The following is a 19,613-nucleotide window of genomic DNA, read 5'->3' as shown; positions in this document are numbered from 1 at the left end:
AAAACGATTCGAATATGCCTGCAGGGACGATAGAAATCTTCGTGCGGGTTGTCACGTTGGCGGAGTAGGTCAACAATGAAGAGAACAAGCTTTATGCCTTACGTCGCGGAAAATTAAATGTAAGGCGTTGAAAAGTCGCTTACGCAACTCAGTTATGGCGGGTCGGATCTCTCACAACCGGTGGAACTGGACTGTATGTTCTGTATGTCTAAATTCCGGCCACGGATATGAGCGAGCCAGCAGTGCTCGCCGCAGCCGAGCGACAGGGCAAAGCCCCGAGTGAGCGAGGAAGCACCAGGGAACAGAACTCATAAATTCTGCATACGCTCAATGCCTGAAAAATCACCTCCCCTAGGGGTTATCCACTTATCCACGGGGATATTTTTATAAGATCTTTTTTAATAGTTGTTAGATCTTTATTTTTAGAATGCTCACAGGCCTTTATCCATGCGGGTTCCAGGGAGGGATCTGTGACAAACCGCCCTTTCAGTGTGACAAATTACCCTCAAATAGCCGTCCTTTCTGTGACAAGTTGCCCTTAACCCTGTGACAAATTGCCCTCAGGAAGTGTTGCTTTTCACAAAGTTATCCATCTCTGTTGACTCTGTTTTATAAAGTGTGACAATCTGAAAACCTGTCACACTTCACATGGACCTGTCATGGCGGAAATAGCGGTTATAAACCATAAAAAACGTAAAAATAGCCCGCGGATTGTCCAGTCAAATGAGCTGACTGAGGCGGCATATAGTCTTTCCAGGGATCAAAAACGTATGCTGTATCTGTTCGTTGATCAGATCAGAAAATCCGACGGCTCCCTGCAAGAACATGATGGCATTTGCGAAATTCACGTTGCTAAATACGCTGAAACATTCGGGCTGACCTCCGCTGAAGCCAGTAAGGATATACGACAGGCTTTAAAAGGTTTTGCAGGTAAGGAAGTGGTTTTCTATCGCCCTGAAGAGGATGCCGGCGATGAAAAAGGGTATGAATCCTTTCCCTGGTTTATCAAACGTGCGCACAGTCCATCCAGAGGGCTTTACAGCGTACATATCAACCCATATCTCATTCCCTTCTTCATCGGGCTACAGAACCGGTTTACGCAGTTCCGGCTAAGTGAAACAAAAGAGATTACCAATCCGTATGCAATGCGTTTATACGAATCCCTGTGTCAGTACCGTAAACCTGATGGCTCAGGTGTCGTGTCTCTGAAAATCGACTGGATCATGGAGCGCTACCAACTACCTCAAAGCTACCAGCGTATGCCGGATTTTCGCCGGCGTTTCCTGCAGGCAAGTGTTGATGAGATCAATAGCCGGACACCAATGCGCCTCTCTTACATCGAGAAAAAGAAAGGCCGCCAGACGACTCATATCGTATTTTCCTTCCGTGATATTACCTCGATGACAACAGAATAGTTTGAGGGTTATCTGTCACAGATTTGAGGGTGGTTCGTCACATTAGATCCGGCAGGTTGAGGGTGATTTGTCACAGTTTTGCTGTTCCATCCCTGGTGGCCTGCGCTTATTCATAGTTTTTTGGCTATAACCGGTAGTGAAACCAAGTTTGAGGGCAATTTGTCACAATACATGAGTGCAGTTTGTCACAGTTAAATGAGTGCAGTTTGTCACAGTTAAATGAGTGCAGTTTGTCACACTAGGTCTTCCCCTCTTCCCGTTAGTCATGTGACATGAGGGGGCAAGTTCGTCATAATCAATGAGGGCAGATTGTCACACTTGTTGCTCTGATCAGGCTATCCGTGTGTGCCTATACTTGTGGTGTTTCCCGCAGCCCTGGCCGTCCATGAAGTTGACCTGTTTCCCACAGAGGATGGATAACTCTTCTTGTGCTGAGCGTAAGAGCTATCTGCCTGTACAGTTCCTCCCCGCTTCCTCGCCAGTTCGCTCGCTACGCTCGGTTACATGGCTGCGGCGAGCGCTGATACCCTTCTCTATACCCTTTTGTACGAGTTGTTGTGTGATGGTCATAAGTGCGTCTGCGTGTTGCGGCACTGTGATTGAGTGGCACGCCCGTCGAGCTTCTCCCCCCTCCTGTTGAGAGCGAAATCAAAACAATATGATTTTTTGCTTGCAACATGACTCTTTTTGTTCAAAATGACAAAAAACGTCATGAGGTGATAAATGGACAATATTGAGCAGTTACGGAAAGTTGCTACACGTGCAGGTAAGCTTCTGACATCTTTGAGCGAGAGTATCCGCCAGCAAAAAGAGGAATTGAAGCTTACCGAGTTCTATCAGGAATACAGCAAAGCCGCTCTGTATAAGCTGCCTAAGCTCAGTAAAGGCAGTGTTGAGTATGCTGTGGCCGAAATGGAAGCCGGTGGCTACATTTTCAAAAAGAAACCTTCTGGTAATACAATGAAATACGCGATGACGATTCAGAATGTCATCGATCTGTATAACCATCGTAAAGTACCCAAGTACAGGGATCGCTTCGATAAAGCCTTTACGATTTTTGTATGTAATCTTAAAGGTGGTGGTTCCAAGACAGTTTCTACCGCTTCATTATCACATGCTTTTCGAGCTCATCCTCAGCTTCTGTTCGAAGACCTGCGTATTCTGGCCATCGATTTCGATCCGCAGGCATCTCTGACAATGTTCCTGAGCCATGAGAATTCAGTGGGCCTGGTTGAAAATACGGCTGCTCAGGCCATGCTCCAGAATGTGTCTCGTGAAGAATTACTTTCCGATTTTATAGTACCGTCTATTATCCCTGGTGTTGATGTAATCCCCGCTTCCATTGACGATGCATTCCTTGCTGAAGGCTGGAAGGGATTGTGTGAAGAACATCTTCCAGGGAAAAATATTCATGCTGTGCTTAAAGAGAACATTATCGATAAGCTCCAGCATGACTACGACTTTATTTTCCTTGATAGTGGTCCTCACCTTGATGCGTTCCTGAAAAACTGCATTGGGGCGGCAGACCTGATGTTGACCCCTCTTCCACCGGCTACGGTTGATTTTCATTCTTCCCTGAAGTTTGTGGCCAGCCTCCCTGCCCTCATAGATTCCATCGAAATGGATGGGCACACCTGCAATCTCATCGGTAATGTCGGCTTCATGTCCAAGATCCTGAACAAGTCTGATCACAAAATTTGCCATAGTCAGGCCAAAGAGGTTTTCGGTGCCGATATGCTAGACATGGTTCTGCCGAGACTGGATGGTTTCGAACGCTGCGGGGAGACTTTTGACACAGTTATTTCAGCAAATCCAGCAACCTATGATGGAAGTACAGAGGCACTAAAAAGCGCAAAATCAGCAGCGGAAGACTTTGCGAAGGCAGTCTTTGATCGCATCGAGTTCATTCGTACTAACGGAGGTATGTGATGTCGAATGAGAAAAGAAAAACCATCGGCAGACAGTTAAATACTCAGGCGTCAATGGTCGAAATGACGGACACCGGTAGAAGCCAGGTATTTACCTTAAAAACCGGCAGGAAGGTAACGTTCAGGTTTGTTCGGGTGCCTGCATCTGAAGTTGAAAGTAAGACCTTCGTAAACCAGGAAAACAACGGAAGAGATCAACTTGCACTGACCAGGGAGTCCCTGAAATCCATTATCCAGACGATTAAGTTTCAGCAGTTCTTTCCCTGTATTGGTATTAAGCAAAGTGAAAGGATTGAGATACTGGATGGTTCAAGACGGCGAGCCTCAGCAATTTTTGTCCGTACAGGCCTTGATGTAATGGTCACCGAAGAACATTTATCAGCTGATGAAGCTCGCCAACTGGCTAAAGATATCCAGACAGCTAAAGAACATAATCTTCGGGAGATTGGCCTGAGATTGATCGCTCTTAAAGAGTCCGGATTTAATCAAAAGGAAATTGCTGAACTGGAGGGGTTATCTCAGGCTAAAGTTACCAGGGCGCTGCAGGCGGCGGCCGTACCGCAAGACTTGATTTCTCTGTTCCCGGTTCAGTCGGAGCTATCGTTTAGTGACTATAAACTTCTTTTAGAAGTTAATGAAAAACTCAGTGAAAAGGGATTAACGCCTGAAGAACTCATTCAGTCTGTATCAGCTCAGCTCGATGCAATTTTGAGTGATGGCGAACGACCAGAAGACGAACAGAAAGCCAGTATTCTGAAGCTGATTTCTCAGGCATCTCAGGCATTGATAGATCCATCTCCCAAGGAAAAGTCAGTGGTTTCCCCACTCTGGTCTTTTGAAGAAAAGGACAAGTTCGCGCGTAAGCGTGTGAAAGGGCGTACGCTGACTTATGAGTTTAGCCGTATGTCAAAAGTGATTCAGGATGAACTGGACAAGGCTATCAACGAGGTCCTTGACAGAAATTTGAGTCAATAATTTCGCCATGGCGATTTCACATCTAACTTATTGTAATTAGGCAGTTTAGGCTGAGAATTTCAAGGTGAAATCGCCAAAGTTTCACGCCAGTTTCGCTGCAGGAATATCTGACCATCGTGTCGTATAAGCAGGAGAAAGCATCTCCCGTTTCATCTGCCATTCCGGGGCCATACCCCGCCCCGCAAACCATACTTTACCCAGCCCTGAGTTGTTGATCCCGTCCAGAACCCTCATCAGCTCAGCACTGTGAGGGCGTGGCGGGCGTTCGTCGAACAGCTGCAGCTGCGAAACGCCGGAGCCGGTGAAGTCATTCAGCATAACTCCGGCTTTGGCATACCGGTGCCCATCCCTCCAGATACGCTCCAGAGCCGTTGTGGCGGCTGCAATGATGTCCCTGGTGTCCTGAGTGGGTGTAAGAAGTTTTTCCGTAGCCACGTTGCCGTAGTAAGGCTCTTTAACGGCGAACGGAGACGTTTTGATGAAAACGGAAATATGCCGGCAATACTGGTGCTCTTTACGCAGCTTTTCAGAGGCCCGCTCTGCGTGCTGACAGATAGCCTGACGGAGCGACTCGTACTCCGTGATCTTCACGCCAAAACTGCGGCTGCAGACAATTTGCTGTTTCGTCGGAGGGGCTTCCTCAAGCGAAAGGCAGCTTTCCCCGTTCAGTTCCCGTACCGTTCGCTCAAGGACGACAGAAAAATTTTTGCGGATGAAGGCCGGGTTCGTCAGAGCCAGATCGAGCGCGGTCTTTATGCCCAGCACATTTAGCTTGCGTGCAATACGGTTACCCACCCCCCAGATTTCTTCAACCGGCTGCAGTGAAAGCAGTTTCCGCGTTCTCTGCGGATTTCCCCTGGTCAGAGCGAGTACGCCACGAAACTGTTTCCACTCTTTTGAGGCCCACTGGGCTGATTTTGCGAGGGTTTTCGTTGGTCCGGCGCCCACGCCAATGGTCAGGCGGGTACAGTCATACACGTGCTGACGCAGCTGCCGGCCGAAGTCCTCAAGCTCCATACAGTGCCCCACGCCGGTCAGGTCGAGGAACATCTCATCAATTGAATACTGTTCCACCCTGGGGGCCAGTTCCTCCAGGCAGTTCATCACGCGCGCCGACATCGAGGCGTAAAGTTCATAGTTACTTGAAAACGCATATATTTTTTCCGGGTACCTTTCGTTTTTTATCTGAAACCACGGAGTCCCCATTTTGATCCAGGGCTTCGCCTCGGCGCTGCGAGCGATTACGTTCCCGTCGTTGTTGCTCAGGACGACTATTGGCTTTCCTTTCAAATCCGGTCGGAAAACACGTTCACAGCTGGCATAGAAGCTGTTCACATCGGCCAGGGCAAACATCAGTACATCTCTCTCGGGCGGTGGATGATATGCGTGACGACGCCAAAGATATCCAGCTCGTCGGGGTCAGGATAAATCGGCGACCAGGAGGCATTCATGGGCTGCAGCGTCAGTCGTGGCGTCAGCAGAAGCCTTTTCACCGTAAACTCCCCCTGTACGCTGGCGACAACGATATCGCCGTGCCGCGGCTTTTCAGCACTGTCCACAACCAGCAGATCGCCATTGTACAGACTGCCGTCGGCCATGCTGTCTCCGCTGGCACGCAGATAGTAAGTCGCGCTCGGATGCCGTATGCAGTAATCATGGAGATCCAGATCGGACTCGACATAGTCAGCTGCAGGGCTGGGAAAACCGCAGCTGGCCAGATCGGCAAACAATGGATGGGCCTGTGGCGGGAGTTCTTTCCCGGTGCTGAAAAGCTGTAGTTTCATCTTTCCTCCTGATATCTCAAAACACTGGTTATGCATACAGTATATTTGACAGCGTGACGATAATCCAGAACGCCCGCCGCACGAACATTTTGAGTAAATAAAGGTGCTCAAAATGTCATTGTTAATCATTTTGATGTATTTATATTGCTCATATTGAGAAATATAACTTTGTTTTTTTCATTTTGCTCTTATAATTAGTATCAAATTGAGTGTAATTAACGGAGCATAATGATGAATATTTACTGCGATGATGGTTCAACTAATGTTAAGCTGGCATGGTTTGAAGGAGATGAGCTTCAGACACGGGTCTCTGCGAACTCCTTCAGGCATGGCTGGAAAGTGGCGGAATTCAGTGCGGCAACGTTCAATTATCAGGTGGGCACGCTGAAATACACCTGGGACAGCGTCAGCCGGGATGCCATCCCGACAACAAACGTGGAATATCAGTACGGTGATCTCAACCTGCTGGCTGTGCATCATGCGCTGCTGAACAGCGGACTGGAGCCGCAACCGGTGAGCCTGACCGTGACGCTGCCCCTGAGTGAATATTACGACGGGGACTGCCAGCGGAACGAGGAGAACATACGACGCAAACGAGAAAACCTGATGCGTGAGCTGGTTCTGAATAAGGGCAGAGCATTTACCGTAACGGACGTGAAGGTGATGCCGGAATCACTGCCGGCGGCGTTCTCCCGTCTCGCGGAGCTGAAGCCCGGACCCGCTGAGACCACCCTGATTATTGATCTCGGCGGAACCACGCTCGATGCCGGCGTGATTGTCGGACAGTTTGATGATATCAGTGCGGTACACGGTAATCCGTCTGTCGGCGTGTCACAGGTCACCCGCGCAGCTGCAGGCGCGCTGCGGGCGGCAGACAGCGAAACCAGCGCGCTTATTGCCGACACGGTCATCCGCAACCGCAATGATCGTCAGTATCTGCAGCGTGTGATCAACGATGCAGGTAAAATTGACGAGGTTCGGAACAAAATAACAGAGGCAATCACCTCCCTGGGTGCGCGAGTCACCAGTGAGCTGACTGCCTTCAGGAACGTTAACCGGGTATTCCTGGTCGGGGGAGGGGCCTCCCTCATAGAAGAAGCTATCCGTCAGGCCTGGCCTCTGGCCCCTGACCGTATCGAGGTTATAGGCGATCCGCAGATGGCGCTGGCCAGGGAGATTGCCCTTTACAATAAAGAGGACTAAACGTGCCGGACGGCCAGTATTCTTTCTATCTGCACAGCGACGATCGCACCGACATCGCGGCGATGGCAACCATCAGCACCATCTCACAGCCCCTGCGCGGTGAGTTCATCCGTACCGCCGCCACCGCCGGGGCGGTGGTATACCAGGTGGATGCCCGTTTACCGGCGCTGATCCCGGTGTTCTTTGCCGGGCAGCTGAGCGCTGCCCGCCTTTGCGCTGTTATGGCCCTGGTCTCCGGAACCTGGTCCTCACTCACAGGACTTCCAGATGAGCCCGAAAATGGTGAGGCTGCTCTGCCCATGTCACCGGAGACGGAATACCAGCGCCGGCGTTACACCCTGACGCTTCAAAATGGCCGGAGTGGGGAACGGGTGGAAAGTGTGCTGACGGAAGCGTCATCCCGTCTGCGTGGGGATCTGCTGAGAAACCTGATTATCACCGGTCTGGCCCTCCACACGACGGCACCGGAACTGCCGCGCCTGTTGACCAGTATGCCGGTACCGCCCACCTCGGTCAGTGAGCTGCAGGCACTGGTTCAGCAGATGGCCGGCACCACTGCCGTGAACAGGGCTGCTGCTGCAGTACCGGATACGCCGGCAACATCTGCCATGCCGGTGTCTGGTTCGGATACCCGGGAAATAAAGAAAAATATGCGGCGTGCATTCGGTGACTAAAAGTACGAGTCACATCCAGTAATATACCGATATCAAATGGTTTTCATCCCCAGGGAGATTCTCATGTCACCAGGATTCAGAAGTGTTCTCCGTTTCGCCCGCATTCCCGTCGACAGCAGTGAACTGGTCCGCAGGAAATTCGGCAGCCGACTGATTGGCATTGTGACGCTGTGTCTGCTTCCGCTTCTGGTTTTTGACGTTCCGCAGTGGGTTTTCATTTTGTCGCAGGTCATCTGGGGGGCAGGCGTCTATATTGGCCTGTCCGTGGCCGGAGACAAGACCCGGCCACGCTGATATCCTTTCCGCTTTGCTTAAAAAAAGAACAGCTGACGCGGCGCCTGTCTTAGTGCTCTTCTCCGCCACCTGCCTCCAGGTTATCCACAGCGTTAAACAGACGTTTTGTGGATAGCGGGTTCCCGACAGTTTCTTCTGCTTTCACCCGTTAACCCGTGCCTCCGCTGCCGCACGCTGCCAGTGTGCCGCGTCCGGTTTGCCACGGGACGGGCGCCTTTACAAATCCTGCCTGGCGTGGTGGCGGTTTGCGCCATGCTGAGGAACGCCCTTCAAGCCGCTTTCGCGGCATAACCTCGCCGTCGAAAAGGGTGCGGCAGATGGTGTATTACCTGGTATCCGCGACTGACCTGGAGCAGGCCGAAGCGGGTGTCCTGGAAATGGGGCGCACCTGGTGGCCATCCCTGAAACGCGAGGATGACCGGCATCGGTAGGAGTATCCCGGTGGTCTGGTTTGACAGCATCATTCTGCTCGAGGACGTGGAGAACAGCACCCTGCGCGGGCTGAAGTTCCTCGATGTGTGGACCGTGACCGGCGCGCCGGATGCCCCGGTACTGCGTGACGAGTGGGGGAATGACTGGCGGGATACCACACGCTGACATGACATCTGCCGGGCAGAGCTCCTGCCCGGTACGTCAGAAAATAATGATGTCGCGTTGCTCCGCATCGATGCCGCGCCTGGCGCGGGGATAGTCACTGCCCGGAGCCAGTGTGCCGCGCCCGGGCGGACACGGGACGGGCGGCTTTTCCGCTCCTGTCCGGCGTCGTTGTGATTTTACGCCATCCACTCGCATTCTGATGATCGCCCTTCAAGCCGCTTTCGCGGCATAGCCTTGCCGTCGGAAAGACTGACGGCTGCGGTATTCCACGGTCAGCTTGACCCGTTACCGGTCGCGGCGTACAGGCTCCGGGCAGCAGGGAACGGACGTCGTACCGACGTCCTCCTGAGTGCCCCCTGTCACCACGAGGTATCCCTATGTCCCGTTTTATCCTGGGTAACTGTATCGATATTATGGGCGGCTTTCCCGATCGCGCCGTCGATTTCATTCTGACCGATCCCCCGTACCTGGTCGGCTTCCGTGACCGTTCCGGCCGCACCCTCGCCGGCGACAAAACTGACGAATGGCTTCAGCCTGCCTGCAATCAGATGTACCGCGTACTCAAAAAGGACGCGCTGATGGTCAGTTTTTATGGCTGGAACCGCGTCGATCGTTTTATGGCCGCGTGGAAAAGTGCCGGGTTCAGCGTGGTCGGGCATCTGGTGTTCACCAAAACTTACGCGTCCAAATCCGCCTATGTCGGCTACCGCCATGAATGCGCCTATGTCCTGGCAAAAGGCCGTCCGCCTCTGCCGCAGGACCCGCTGCCGGACGTGCTGGGCTGGAAATACAGCGGCAACCGCCACCATCCGACCGAAAAGCCAGTGACCAGTCTTCAGCCGCTGATCGAGAGCTTCACACACCCGAACGCCATTGTTCTCGACCCGTTTGCCGGCTCTGGTTCCACCTGTGTGGCTGCCCTCCAGGCTGGGCGCCGTTACATCGGTATTGAACTGATGGAGCAGTACCACAACGCCGGAATCGCCCGCCTGTCAGCTGTCCAGCGCGCCATGCAGCGCCCGGCCGCCAACGACGTCTTTTATCCGGAGGCCGCGTAATGAACTATGCCGGACACGAAAAGCTGCGCGCAGAGGTGGCGGGACTGGCCAACAACATGTGTGACCTGCGGGCAACGCTGAACAACATGGAGCACCGCTACCGCTTTGATTCCGATGTGCTGGCCGAACGCCTGACCCGCCAGACGCTTTTTCGCATCAATGCCCTGTTTATGGCGGCGTACAACGACATTCTTGAGCTGGATGCCTGCTTTAAGGACTAAGGAGAAAAACCATGTACGGAACCTGTGAAACCCTCTGCCGGTTGCTGAGTGAGCTCTATCCCGCAGAAACCCCGCTGAACCTGATTGTCTGGTCCCCGGAGGATATCGAAGCGCTGGCCGGTGGGATGGAATGTGTCGTATCTGAACAGGACATAAAGGCGGTGCTGGAGCGCATGGACGCCATACCGGAAGACCAGCGGCTTGAGTCGGGTGTGTCTGCCGGTGCGGTGATGGACCTGATCGATGAGGTAAAAGAGGCCGTTCCGGGAGTCCTGGTGCCGGCTGACCTGCTCGAAACCCTGCTCATCACCACGGAACAGGCGTTGTGGGGCAGGGAATGGGCCGCCCGGGACGGTAACTATCCTGTGCCGGAAAGCGTTACTCACCGCCTTGCTGATGCAGCAAAAGTGCGTGCATTACTGAAAAACTGACATCCACACGCCGCCCGGGCGGCGTGTCATTACCCTGTTTCGAGGAAGATACCATGCAGGAAACCACCACCTTAAACGCCCTTGTGATGCGCCGTGCACGTGATCTGCTGGCTGATTACGGATGGCCGGTCCATACCGATGTTGGCCAGCGTGATCCGGTAAATAAACCGGGATGGATAAGTATTTATGTCCGTCTGGACGCGGCCGCTATTGTTCACCTGCTTCCTTTGCTTTGTACCGGTGGAGTACCCGCAGCGCTGCAAACTGCCATGACAAAAATAGCCGGGACGCCAGCGCAGATTATTTTATCCGGCAGCCGCTATGCCGACGCGCCGCAACTGCCGGAGGACGGAACACAGATAACCTTTCCCTGGGCCGGGGAATGGCTGACAGAGCCTGAAATTCAGGCTGTGACGGATTGCCTGTTTCGTGCCGTGCGGGATATTTCCCGGCAGGTCCGGGAGGATGCGCGCCGGATTGAGGCCGCACTGACCACGCGCGGGGAAACGCTGTTTTACCGCCAGACACGAAATTTCCGTCTGGTTGTGAAGGAAAGTGATATGCCCTGCTGGCTGGACGAAGAGGACGACAATGTACCGGTGGTACTGGATGCCCTCCAGAACAAAGGCGCGCGCTACAGTGCCGTTGAGTACTTTGTTATCAGCGACAAAGTGGATCAGATCCTGGCATGTGGGCAGATATGTGATGTGTTACGGATACCGGGAGAGCCTGCGCGCCGGTGGATGGATTTATCCCTGTTACATGAGGTCATGGCAGAAGCGCGCGCAGAAATCACCTTTGTCCGCAGTGCCCTTTCAACAATCCGGTCAGTGTCGTGAACCGCCGGGGGTTGCGGCCCCCGGGAGCATCCTGGAAGGATAAGGCTGTCGCCGGCTCCGCTTTTCCTCGGCCCCGTCCCTGCGTGACGTTGCCTGAGAGCTTTCCACTCTGTCAGTGCTGTGCGTGTGCGGGCGGTGTCGCAGTCCATGTGATGACGGAGGTTTTACCATGCAGTATGTGACAACGCGCCCTGTCCTGAATGTTGAAGAGTCCGATCGGCTTTCTTTCCTGCCGTACATGTTCGGCACGGATTTCATGATCGCAGAATTACAGGTGTATGCCCTGGCGAAAAAATGGATGCCTGAAGTTGACGGCGGTTTCTGGCACTTCATCCGCTTACCAGAAGGGGGTGGCTACATGATGCCTGATTGCGGGCGGGTTCATCTGGTGAACGGTGAAAACTGGTTCGATCGTACCGTCAGTGCCGACGCGGCGGGCATTATTCTGACCAGCCTGGCAGTTAACCGTCGTCTGGCGTCCTGGCATGACTGCGGTAACCCGGCCCTGACCCACCTTTACATGCTGCGTGATGCCCAGATCTGGGATCACATTACCTTTCACCCGGAATGCAACGCCATTTACGCCGCGCTGGACTGATTAACGACCCGGACGGCATGTATCCAGTAACGGAATCATACACGGCGGGGAAATCCCGCCGGTTAAGGAGAATACCGATGAATATTGCAACAGAAACCCGTGAAATACTCCGACAGTACAAAGCCCTGATTAATGCCCGCCGCCGTGATGCCGGTCAGCGGGAACTGACAACCGCACAGGTCATGGATGAAATCTGCGAGTACATGACCTGTCAGTGTGCCGTGTATCTCGCCGGTCATTTCATCTTACAGGGTGGAAAAGGACGGTAAGCACGATGGCAGGCGCAGGAGGAGAGGGCGCCTGTCTGCCCGCGCGCAAAACCCTGGCAGGCTGTGCCTGCCGGAGAGGCGTTTCGCCGCGCCTGCGGCGCCGCACACGCTCTCTCCGTTACTGGTCGATAAGATCGACGAAAGGGGATACTCTCTCCTGAGTTGTTTCTTAACCGGTAATGCCGATGTCAAAGTGGAATATCGCCTCTTTCTCAAAAGAAGAACAGGACAAAGTCTCCGTCGATAAAGCGGCCGCTGCCGTCGCATGGCAGGAGCGTATGAACAAGCCTGTTGTGCCCGAACTCGCGGAGCGTGAACAGCCTGGGCATCTCCGTGAGTATTTCCGGGAAAGATTGCGTATTCACAGACTGAACAGTCAGCAGCTGCCGCGCGCAAATGCTCCTGAATATCAGAAGACAGAAGAAAGTTAAGGAGAGTGGGCCAGTGGTTGCTTTCCTGAATTCAGCCTGGCACAGCATTGTGCTGTACAGAAAAGGAAAAAATTTCCGTTCCTGACGTTCCTTTTTCACGACGGGCGTCCAGGCGGGCTGTCGTGAACGGAGCCAGCCTGGCTGTCTCCGCCCTGCCGGGCTTCCATCCCATGACGCAACGTCAACGGCAGGCTTACAGCCTCCGTTCCGGAGGCGCCGCCCTGTCGCGCCGTGCCCTGCGCTCCCTGCACCCCGGCCAGTGACCGCCGGGCTGTAAGGGGCACCGCCGTTTCGCGTGCCGCGCTCCGACGCTGCGGCGGGTCCCCGCTCTGTTCCGCTCCTGGTGCATCACCCGTTTAAGCCCCTTTCGCCTGGGCTGAGACAAGCACAACCCGCCTGGCTGTCCAGGGCCGGCGTGGCCTTTCGCAATAAATTTTCCCCGGCCATTCCGCAGGCTCCATTAGACCGGAAAAAATTTCCCGCTCACCCCGGACATCTGCACCGGGCCGTGCTCGTTGACGCCCTTGCGGCGAAGGTTCTCAAACGGGTGAAGTTTATACCATCGGGAATATCGCAGCCGGTTCCCGCAAACGTCAAAACCGCGGCTCCCGAAACTCAACGGGTGATGTTCTTTAAAAATCAGGAAAAAAACGATGCTGATTAAAGGAGGCAGAAGAAGCAGACAACGAACCGCAGAAATGAAAAAAGCAGGGTAGCCCCTGCTTAATCCACGCCGTAAAAATCGCTCGAACGGTTCTACGGCTTCATTAACTACCAGAAGGAGTTAACGTAATGATCGTTACCATTGTTTCACCTTCCGCAGAGGCTGTAAAGCCCCGCCGTCATCCGCGCATTTTCCGCGCCGATATTCCCGCGCCGGAGATTGACCCCGCGTTAAAGGCTTTTGGCCGCCATATCGCCAGAAGTCACCGCAAGGGGCGCGGCGTTCATATCCCCGCGATGAAAAACGCCGCTTTTGGGCAGGTGCTCCGCACGCTCGAACTGAAACGCGCATTTAACTGATGAGGTGAGCCGCCCCGCGAGGGGCGGCAACCGCAGGAAGGAGAAAAGTTATGACTCAGGCTTTTGCACAGACACTCAGTGCTGACACTATCCCGCAGACCGGCGCTGAAGAGGAGATCGGCCAGATGTATCGGGGGACCTATTCCCCGGATGATAACAAGTTGCGGCTTTATGCCTCGCTCCGTCTCGATGAAGAGACGTATAAAAAAGTGCATGATGCGGGGTTCCGGTGGGCGCCGAAACAGGGACTGTTTGTGGCGCCAGCCTGGACACCGGGCCGCGAGGATGTGTTACTGTCTCTCGCCGGTGATATCGGGGACGAAGACAGCACACTCTTTGACCGTCAGGAGCAACGCGCGGAACGCTTTAACGACTACAGCGACAAACGCGCCGGTGAATCTGAGCGGGAGCTTGCGCATGTGGACGCGCTGGCGTCGGCTATCCCCTTCGGTCAGCCGATCCTGGTTGGCCATCATAGCGAACGCCGCGCGCGCCGGGATGCGCAGAAGATTGAAAACGGTATGAAACGCGCGGTGATGCTGTTCGAACGCGCAGAATACTGGGAAGAGCGCGCGCAGGCCTCTTTACGGCACGCGAAGTACAAAGAGCGTCCGGATGTGCGTTACCGTCGTATCAAAAAAATTGAGGCGGAATTACGCAAGGCAGAAAAGCACATTGCCCGGTCTGAAAAGTATCTGACGATGTGGCGCGCGCAGACTCTTGATCTGAAAATGGCGTTACTGGTCAGTAATTATGACCATATTTATGCCAGCTTCACGCTAGACAAATACCCCCGCCCGGCAGAGAAAAGCCAGTATGAGGGCTCGATGTCTCTCCATTCTGCCCTGTCTGAGGACATCATTACTTTTGAACAGGCGCGGGATATTGCGATCCGCTGCCATGAACGCACAATCCGCCATCAGCAACGCTGGGTTCATCATTATCGCAACCGTCTGAGCTATGAGCGCGCCATGCTGGATGAAAGCGGCGGTGTGGTCACCCGGACACAGGAATTTGAGCCTGGCGGGCAGGTGCTGAGCCGGGGCGAGTGGTTAACCATCATCCGCATCAACAAAAGCAATGGTCAGGTTAGTTCGGTGGAAACTCCCTGTTACCGTTTTCTGGGCTACGGCGGCACCATGAAACTGACCCCGGACCGCATCACTGACTATAAAGCTCCCTCAGCCGAAGAGGTCAGCACCGCGAAACAGGCCGCAAAACGTCCCCCGATCGTCAACTATCCGGGGGAGGGATCCCGGGAGATGACCAAAGCCGAATGGGCCAGAATGCCGGGGGACTATAAGGCTGTCCGGGGTGTGGCCGAAACTGAGACGCACGGCGCGTACCGCTTTCGCCGCTGCATGACGCACGGCTGTACGCTGGTGAATGTCTATATCACTGACATGAAAACCGTTGAAATTCCGAAAAAATGACAGGCAGACTCCCCGGCAGGTTGCCGGGGAGATCAGGGAGGTTGACTTATGCACAGAGAACTCAGGGCGCGTATTCAGACGATGCGGGCCAGGCTGGATGACCGGATGCCTGTGACAGAAATCCGGGCCAGTTCACAGCTGTTTGTCTCGCCCGATCCGCTCTGTCGTCGGCTGGTCAGTCTGGCGGAGGTGGTGGACTCTGATCATGTTCTGGAGCCCAGCGCCGGAACGGGCGCCATTCTACGGGCGGTCAGGGAAGGCGCGCCACGGGCACAGTGTGACGCCGTGGAGCTGAACGCGGATTTGGTCTGCCATCTCCGGGATCATTTCCCGGGCGTCAGCGTCTGGCTGGGTGATTTTCTGGAATACCGGCCGGAAAAGCACTACAGCAAAATTATCATGAATCCACCGTTTAACCATGCGCAGGATATCCGGCATATACAGCGGGCAGTGACGCTGCTGGCACCCGGCGGCGTGGTCACTGCGGTCTGTCTGAACGGGCCGCGACAACAATCCATACTGAAGCCGCTTGCTGATGTCTGGGAGCCATTGCCGCGAGGCACATTCACGTATACCGACGTTTCAACTGTTCTGCTCAGGATAGCTGCCTGAAAGCCGGTTAGCCCGGCGGGGGAGTGTGCCCCCGTCTGGCCGCGCCGGAAAAGGCCGCACGCCTGCGGCGCAGGAGGACCGGGCCGCGCTGACGCGCCGCCGGCTCTCCCTCTCCGCGTTCATCCTGTCCCTCTCTTCCTTCTGGTATTCTGGTTTACTGTTGTTCCTTTTTTCCTGTTCCGGATGAGCCGCTGATGGAGCGTGGTCATCCATCTGTTTCTGCCGGCTTTTCTTTTTGCTCTTCGTTTATTTCAGGTCCTGCAGTGGGCGTCCGGGCGGGCTGTCGTGAACGGAGCCAGCCAGGCTGTCTCCGCCCTGTCGGGCTTCCATCCCATGACGCAACGTCAACGGCAGGCTTGCAGCCTCCGTTCCGGAGGCGCCGCCCTGTCGCGCCGTGCCCTGCGCTCCCTGCACCCCGGCCAGTGACCGCCGGGCTGTAAGGGGCACCGCCGTTTCGCGTGCCGCGCCCCGACGTTGCGGCGGGTCCCTGCTCATTTCCTCTCCTGTGCCTTTTCACCGTTTAAGTCCCTTTCGCCGGGGCTGAGACAAGCACAACCCGCCTGGCTGTCCAGGGCCGGCGTGGCCTTTCGCAATAAATTTTTTCCGGCCATTTCGCTTCTCTCCATTAGACCGGAAAAAATTTCCCGCTCACCCCGGACAGCTGCACCGGGCCGTGCTCGTTGACGCCCTTGCGGCGAAGGTTCTCAAACGGGTGAAGGTCATACCTCCGGGAACAAAACAGCAGGTTCCCGCAAACGTCAAAACCGCGGCTTCCGGTAACTCAACGGATGATGGGGTTTTAAAAGCAAAACAACGGAGTAAGGAGAGTCATCATGGCAGCACGAGGCATCAATAAAGTCATTCTGGTTGGTCATCTGGGGCAGGACCCGGACGTGCGTTATATACCCAACGGGAGCGCGGTGGCCAACCTGACGCTGGCCACATCGGAAACATGGCGTGACAAACAGAGCGGGGAACTGCGCGAAAACACCGAATGGCACCGTGTGGTCATGTTCGGCAAGCTCGCGGAAGTGGCGGGGGAATACTTGCGTAAAGGCGCTCAGGTCTACATCGAGGGCCAGCTGCGCACCCGCAACTGGCAGGATGAGGCCGGAACCACACGCTATGTCACCGAGGTGCTGGTCGGGCAGAACGGCACGATGCAGATGCTGGGTGGGCGTCGTGAGGGCAGTTCGTCAGAGAGCGCCGTACCTCATCAGCCCGCACAGCCGCAGACTCCGGTACAACCTGCTGAACCCCCTGTGGCATCCCCGAAAGCGAAGGGCGGTAAAAAAGGCCGTCAGAGTGCCGCGCCGTCCCAGCAACCCCCGCAGCCGTCCCCGGATGATTACCCGCCGATGGATGACGATGCCCCGTTCTGATAACCCGTTTCAGGCCGGCCCTGCCCAGGTGGGGCCGAAAGGAGAGAGATGAGTATTTACGATAACGGTCCGTTACCGGATGACACCTTCACCAGAGCACAGGCTGAAGCGGTGGCGGCACAGTTTGAAAATGTCGCCATTGAAGACGATCAGGGTTCGCATTTTCGCCTGGTCGTTCGTCAGAACGGCGAAATGGTGTGGCGCGCATGGAATTTTGAAGCGGATGCCGGGAAATGGCTCAACCGTTATATCGAACGTTATGGCATCCGTAACACGCAATAAGCAGTAAGAGGTGCCGGACAGGGGGGGCTGTCCGGCAGACAGTCATCAATATCAGAGAGGTATCAATTATGTCTGCAACAGAGTCTAAGGTAAAAACTGCACCAAAAACCAGCAAAAAATCGGTGAAACCTGCCGAAGCCGCCGCCCTGAAAGCGGCTCTCGATGCCGCGCCGATTGAGTATGTCCCGGTGACGGCACTGGTAAAATCTCCCCTGAACGTCAGGACCATCCCTTATCCGGTGGAGAAAGTACGCTCAATGGCAGACTCCATTGAAGCGCTTGGCCTGTTGCAGAATCTGGTCGTTCATTCTCTTCATGACGGGCAGTGTGGTGTGGCTGCAGGTGGTCGTCGCCTGAAAGCTCTGCAGCTCCTGCAGAGTGAAAACCGTATCGATGCCGGATATCAGGTGATGGTGAAAAAGGTACCTGATGAACTGGCTGTTGCGGCATCAATGGCAGAAAACGAACAGCAGATGGCAATGCATCCGTCTGAACAGATCGCCGGGTTCCGCACGCTGGCAGCACAGGGGAAAACCCCCGCGCAGATTGGTGACTTGCTGGGGTTCGGTACCCGTCATGTTCAGCGTATGTTGAAGCTGACCGAACTGGCTCCCGACATTCTGGAGGCGCTGGCGAAGGATGAAATCACCACCGAACACTGCCAGTCACTGGCGCTCGAAAGCGATCAGAAACGCCAGGTGGAAGTGCTGGAATCCGCCCGCAAACGGTCCTGGAATAATGAAGTATCAGTGTCCTCGATCCGTAACCTCATTACCTCAGAAGAGGTCTCCACAAACGGCGACAAATTCCGCTTTGTGGGAGAGGCCGCATTCAGTCCGGAAGAAATCCGGGTTGATCTCTTCAGCAGCGAAAACGGCGGCTATGTCAAAAGTGCTTCTCTCGATACCGCCCTGCTGGAAAAACTGCAGAGTATCGCGGAACACCTTCGCGAAGCAGAAGGCTGGTCATGGTGCGATGGCCGCCTTGAACCGATTTCTCACTACGGGAAGGATACTAAAATCTGGCGTCTGCATGCTGTCCCGCCTGTGGCATATACCGAAGCCGAATCGGAACGACTTGCCTTCCTTGCACAACGCGAAGAAGAACTCGAAGTACAAAATACCGGGGATGACGGGGAGCGTGTTGCAGGTGAACTCAATGAGGTCTGGCATGAACAGCAGACCATTGAGTTTCGCGCTGAACACCGGACATGGCCCGATGAAATGAAGCAATCCGCCGGAGTGGTGGTTTCCTGGACTGGTCAGGAGGTGAAAGTACAGCGCGGTGTGGTGCTGTGCGCCGATGAAAAAATAAAGGAGAAGGATGCATCCACCGATCAGGCTCCTGAAAAAGTCGATCCGCTGGACGCCGTCAGTGTCCCGTTGCTGACCCGCCTTTCTTCTGAACGCACACTGGCGGTTCAGGCGGCCCTGTTGCAGCAGCCGCAGAAAGCCATCGCGCTGATGGTCTGGAAACTGTGTAATTCGGTTTTCCATACCACGACGTCCGTCAAAGAGCCGTTCTGCATTAGCGTGAGTGTGTCGCATTACGCGCTGACCCGTGAAGCACCTGACGGTGAAAACAGCGTTGCGTTTCAGGCAATCCAGGCTGAAAAAGAACGCCTTGAAGCCCTGCTGCCGGAAAACTGGCGAAAGGATATGACCACCTTCTTTACGCTCGATGGCGCAACCCTGATGGCGTTGATGGCTTTCTGCACCGCCTGTTCTATTGATGGTGTACAGGGCAAGGATGAGTTTGGTCGTAAACACCAGAGTTCGCTGGATGGGGTGGAAAACGCCATCCAGTTTGACCTTCGCGACTGGTGGAAACCGACGGCTGATAACCTTTTCTCGCACATGAAGCAGCCACACATTGTACAGGCACTCTCTCAGGCCGGACTGACTGGCGCAGCACAGGACGCCGCGAAAATGAAGAAAAAGGATGCCGCTGAACATGCAGAGCACTTCCTGTCAAAAACCCGGTGGGTTCCGGAATGGATGACCAGTGCCGACAACCAGAAACAGCCTGCCGCAAAGTCTGAACTCAGTCTGGCAACGAGTCAGAGCGATACAGACGCTGATGTCGACCACGTCACCGACCATAACAACCCGGCCTGCGCCGCCTGATAACGGAGACGCCGCCCTGGGGGGCGGCGGTAAGGAGA

Annotated in this window: 22 protein-coding genes and 4 pseudogenes; 21 read left to right on the top strand and 5 right to left on the bottom strand. The window is 54.7% G+C overall.

Features of this window, described 5'->3' with window-relative positions:
• Positions 1-659 precede the first annotated feature (659 nt).
• Positions 660-1,415 carry a replication initiation protein RepE gene (gene repE, locus N6G83_RS46455; RefSeq protein ID WP_001568031.1) on the top strand — a complete coding sequence of 252 codons (756 nt, stop codon included), beginning with the start codon at positions 660-662 and terminating at the stop codon, positions 1,413-1,415.
• A 518-nt stretch (positions 1,416-1,933) separates the two neighbouring features.
• Here the strand turns inward: repE and N6G83_RS46450 are convergent.
• Positions 1,934-2,009: pseudogene (locus tag N6G83_RS46450) on the bottom strand (hypothetical protein); the annotation flags it as partial.
• A 129-nt stretch (positions 2,010-2,138) separates the two neighbouring features.
• On the opposite strand from N6G83_RS46450, the gene N6G83_RS46445 reads away from it, so the two are divergent.
• Positions 2,139-3,344: an AAA family ATPase gene (locus N6G83_RS46445; protein WP_011977818.1), complete on the top strand. Its 1,206-nt coding sequence runs from the start codon at positions 2,139-2,141 to the stop codon at positions 3,342-3,344.
• Positions 3,344-4,318 carry a ParB family protein gene (locus N6G83_RS46440; protein WP_021312406.1) on the top strand — a complete coding sequence of 325 codons (975 nt, stop codon included), beginning with the start codon at positions 3,344-3,346 and terminating at the stop codon, positions 4,316-4,318. The genes N6G83_RS46445 and N6G83_RS46440 overlap by 1 nt, the downstream gene beginning before the upstream one ends.
• A gap of 81 nt (positions 4,319-4,399) precedes the next feature.
• Here the strand turns inward: N6G83_RS46440 and N6G83_RS46435 are convergent, their stop codons facing one another.
• Entirely contained in the window at positions 4,400-5,671 is a 1,272-nt protein-coding gene (locus N6G83_RS46435; RefSeq protein ID WP_260524208.1) for a Y-family DNA polymerase, read from the bottom strand.
• Positions 5,671-6,102 (bottom strand): translesion error-prone DNA polymerase V autoproteolytic subunit, encoded by a 432-nt coding sequence (gene umuD, locus N6G83_RS46430; protein ID WP_001568036.1) that lies wholly within the window; start codon positions 6,100-6,102, stop codon positions 5,671-5,673. The genes N6G83_RS46435 and umuD overlap by 1 nt, the downstream gene beginning before the upstream one ends.
• 231 nt (positions 6,103-6,333) lie before the next feature.
• On the opposite strand from umuD, the gene parM reads away from it, so the two are divergent.
• The 11 genes and pseudogenes from parM to N6G83_RS46375 all read left to right on the top strand — a co-directional run bounded on the left by parM (position 6,334) and on the right by N6G83_RS46375 (position 12,717).
• Positions 6,334-7,305: a plasmid segregation protein ParM domain-containing protein gene (parM, locus tag N6G83_RS46425; protein WP_032425559.1), complete on the top strand. Its 972-nt coding sequence runs from the start codon at positions 6,334-6,336 to the stop codon at positions 7,303-7,305.
• A 2-nt stretch (positions 7,306-7,307) separates the two neighbouring features.
• Complete coding sequence (locus tag N6G83_RS46420) at positions 7,308-7,979, top strand: plasmid partitioning/stability family protein (protein ID WP_032700854.1); 672 nt, start codon at positions 7,308-7,310, stop codon at positions 7,977-7,979.
• Between the two features lie 63 nt (positions 7,980-8,042).
• On the top strand, positions 8,043-8,273 hold the full coding sequence (locus N6G83_RS46415) for a hypothetical protein (protein WP_032700853.1): 231 nt from the start codon (positions 8,043-8,045) through the stop codon (positions 8,271-8,273).
• A gap of 317 nt (positions 8,274-8,590) precedes the next feature.
• Positions 8,591-8,870, top strand: a pseudogene (locus tag N6G83_RS46410) (hypothetical protein).
• A 377-nt stretch (positions 8,871-9,247) separates the two neighbouring features.
• The gene (locus N6G83_RS46405) at positions 9,248-9,928 is read left to right on the top strand and encodes a DNA methylase (protein WP_032700852.1); all 681 of its coding nucleotides are present in this window, start codon (positions 9,248-9,250) and stop codon (positions 9,926-9,928) included.
• Entirely contained in the window at positions 9,928-10,149 is a 222-nt protein-coding gene (locus tag N6G83_RS46400; protein WP_032700851.1) for a hypothetical protein, read from the top strand. Before N6G83_RS46405 ends, N6G83_RS46400 begins: the two co-directional genes overlap by 1 nt.
• A gap of 11 nt (positions 10,150-10,160) precedes the next feature.
• The gene (locus N6G83_RS46395) at positions 10,161-10,580 is read left to right on the top strand and encodes a DUF1380 family protein (protein WP_032700850.1); all 420 of its coding nucleotides are present in this window, start codon (positions 10,161-10,163) and stop codon (positions 10,578-10,580) included.
• Between the two features lie 53 nt (positions 10,581-10,633).
• A complete protein-coding gene (locus tag N6G83_RS46390) occupies positions 10,634-11,419 on the top strand; it encodes a hypothetical protein (protein ID WP_042946295.1) in 786 nt (261 codons plus the stop codon).
• A 169-nt stretch (positions 11,420-11,588) separates the two neighbouring features.
• Positions 11,589-12,017 carry an antirestriction protein gene (locus N6G83_RS46385; RefSeq protein ID WP_032700848.1) on the top strand — a complete coding sequence of 143 codons (429 nt, stop codon included), beginning with the start codon at positions 11,589-11,591 and terminating at the stop codon, positions 12,015-12,017.
• Between the two features lie 77 nt (positions 12,018-12,094).
• Positions 12,095-12,286, top strand: a complete 192-nt coding sequence (locus N6G83_RS46380; RefSeq protein ID WP_032700847.1) for a hypothetical protein — start codon at positions 12,095-12,097, stop codon at positions 12,284-12,286.
• Positions 12,287-12,471: 185 nt separating this feature from the next.
• Positions 12,472-12,717, top strand: coding sequence for a DNA polymerase III subunit theta (locus tag N6G83_RS46375; RefSeq protein ID WP_074172513.1), 246 nt, complete (start codon positions 12,472-12,474; stop codon positions 12,715-12,717).
• Between the two features lie 110 nt (positions 12,718-12,827).
• On the opposite strand, the pseudogene N6G83_RS46370 reads toward N6G83_RS46375, so the two are convergent.
• Positions 12,828-13,040: pseudogene (locus tag N6G83_RS46370) on the bottom strand (hypothetical protein); the annotation flags it as partial.
• A gap of 92 nt (positions 13,041-13,132) precedes the next feature.
• Here N6G83_RS46370 and N6G83_RS46365 point away from each other — a divergent pair.
• From N6G83_RS46365 to N6G83_RS46350, 4 genes are all read left to right on the top strand, one after another.
• Positions 13,133-13,381 carry a hypothetical protein gene (locus N6G83_RS46365; RefSeq protein WP_223306709.1) on the top strand — a complete coding sequence of 83 codons (249 nt, stop codon included), beginning with the start codon at positions 13,133-13,135 and terminating at the stop codon, positions 13,379-13,381.
• A 128-nt stretch (positions 13,382-13,509) separates the two neighbouring features.
• A complete protein-coding gene (locus N6G83_RS46360) occupies positions 13,510-13,740 on the top strand; it encodes a hypothetical protein (RefSeq protein WP_032700845.1) in 231 nt (76 codons plus the stop codon).
• 125 nt (positions 13,741-13,865) lie between these two features.
• Positions 13,866-15,173, top strand: a complete 1,308-nt coding sequence (locus N6G83_RS46355) for a DUF3560 domain-containing protein (RefSeq protein WP_086544384.1) — start codon at positions 13,866-13,868, stop codon at positions 15,171-15,173.
• 48 nt (positions 15,174-15,221) lie between these two features.
• Complete coding sequence (locus N6G83_RS46350) at positions 15,222-15,785, top strand: class I SAM-dependent methyltransferase (protein ID WP_032700843.1); 564 nt, start codon at positions 15,222-15,224, stop codon at positions 15,783-15,785.
• A 273-nt stretch (positions 15,786-16,058) separates the two neighbouring features.
• Here the strand turns inward: N6G83_RS46350 and N6G83_RS46345 are convergent.
• Positions 16,059-16,302: pseudogene (locus N6G83_RS46345) on the bottom strand (hypothetical protein); the annotation flags it as partial.
• A gap of 316 nt (positions 16,303-16,618) precedes the next feature.
• Between N6G83_RS46345 and ssb the strand changes: the two are divergent.
• The 3 genes from ssb to N6G83_RS46325 all read left to right on the top strand — a co-directional run bounded on the left by ssb (position 16,619) and on the right by N6G83_RS46325 (position 19,575).
• Positions 16,619-17,167: a single-stranded DNA-binding protein gene (gene ssb / locus N6G83_RS46335; protein WP_009654061.1), complete on the top strand. Its 549-nt coding sequence runs from the start codon at positions 16,619-16,621 to the stop codon at positions 17,165-17,167.
• A 48-nt stretch (positions 17,168-17,215) separates the two neighbouring features.
• The gene (locus N6G83_RS46330; RefSeq protein ID WP_009654057.1) at positions 17,216-17,449 is read left to right on the top strand and encodes a DUF905 domain-containing protein; all 234 of its coding nucleotides are present in this window, start codon (positions 17,216-17,218) and stop codon (positions 17,447-17,449) included.
• 68 nt (positions 17,450-17,517) lie between these two features.
• Positions 17,518-19,575 carry a ParB/RepB/Spo0J family partition protein gene (locus tag N6G83_RS46325; RefSeq protein WP_032700842.1) on the top strand — a complete coding sequence of 686 codons (2,058 nt, stop codon included), beginning with the start codon at positions 17,518-17,520 and terminating at the stop codon, positions 19,573-19,575.
• Positions 19,576-19,613 lie beyond the last annotated feature (38 nt).

The organism is Serratia sp. PL7, assembly GCF_945957435.1.
Note: the sequence above shows the minus strand (reverse complement) of the source record. Positions and strands in the feature narration are given on the sequence as shown.

Coding starts and splice junctions, on each gene's coding strand:
- repE (WP_001568031.1), top strand. CDS start 660: ATGGCGGAAATAGCGGTTATAAACCATAAAAAACGTAAAAATAGCCCG.
- N6G83_RS46445 (WP_011977818.1), top strand. CDS start 2,139: ATGGACAATATTGAGCAGTTACGGAAAGTTGCTACACGTGCAGGTAAG.
- N6G83_RS46440 (WP_021312406.1), top strand. CDS start 3,344: ATGTCGAATGAGAAAAGAAAAACCATCGGCAGACAGTTAAATACTCAG.
- N6G83_RS46435 (WP_260524208.1), bottom strand. CDS start 5,671: ATGTTTGCCCTGGCCGATGTGAACAGCTTCTATGCCAGCTGTGAACGT.
- umuD (WP_001568036.1), bottom strand. CDS start 6,102: ATGAAACTACAGCTTTTCAGCACCGGGAAAGAACTCCCGCCACAGGCC.
- parM (WP_032425559.1), top strand. CDS start 6,334: ATGAATATTTACTGCGATGATGGTTCAACTAATGTTAAGCTGGCATGG.
- N6G83_RS46415 (WP_032700853.1), top strand. CDS start 8,043: ATGTCACCAGGATTCAGAAGTGTTCTCCGTTTCGCCCGCATTCCCGTC.
- N6G83_RS46405 (WP_032700852.1), top strand. CDS start 9,248: ATGTCCCGTTTTATCCTGGGTAACTGTATCGATATTATGGGCGGCTTT.
- N6G83_RS46400 (WP_032700851.1), top strand. CDS start 9,928: ATGAACTATGCCGGACACGAAAAGCTGCGCGCAGAGGTGGCGGGACTG.
- N6G83_RS46395 (WP_032700850.1), top strand. CDS start 10,161: ATGTACGGAACCTGTGAAACCCTCTGCCGGTTGCTGAGTGAGCTCTAT.
- N6G83_RS46390 (WP_042946295.1), top strand. CDS start 10,634: ATGCAGGAAACCACCACCTTAAACGCCCTTGTGATGCGCCGTGCACGT.
- N6G83_RS46385 (WP_032700848.1), top strand. CDS start 11,589: ATGCAGTATGTGACAACGCGCCCTGTCCTGAATGTTGAAGAGTCCGAT.
- N6G83_RS46380 (WP_032700847.1), top strand. CDS start 12,095: ATGAATATTGCAACAGAAACCCGTGAAATACTCCGACAGTACAAAGCC.
- N6G83_RS46375 (WP_074172513.1), top strand. CDS start 12,472: ATGTCAAAGTGGAATATCGCCTCTTTCTCAAAAGAAGAACAGGACAAA.
- N6G83_RS46360 (WP_032700845.1), top strand. CDS start 13,510: ATGATCGTTACCATTGTTTCACCTTCCGCAGAGGCTGTAAAGCCCCGC.
- N6G83_RS46355 (WP_086544384.1), top strand. CDS start 13,866: ATGTATCGGGGGACCTATTCCCCGGATGATAACAAGTTGCGGCTTTAT.
- N6G83_RS46350 (WP_032700843.1), top strand. CDS start 15,222: ATGCACAGAGAACTCAGGGCGCGTATTCAGACGATGCGGGCCAGGCTG.
- ssb (WP_009654061.1), top strand. CDS start 16,619: ATGGCAGCACGAGGCATCAATAAAGTCATTCTGGTTGGTCATCTGGGG.
- N6G83_RS46330 (WP_009654057.1), top strand. CDS start 17,216: ATGAGTATTTACGATAACGGTCCGTTACCGGATGACACCTTCACCAGA.
- N6G83_RS46325 (WP_032700842.1), top strand. CDS start 17,518: ATGTCTGCAACAGAGTCTAAGGTAAAAACTGCACCAAAAACCAGCAAA.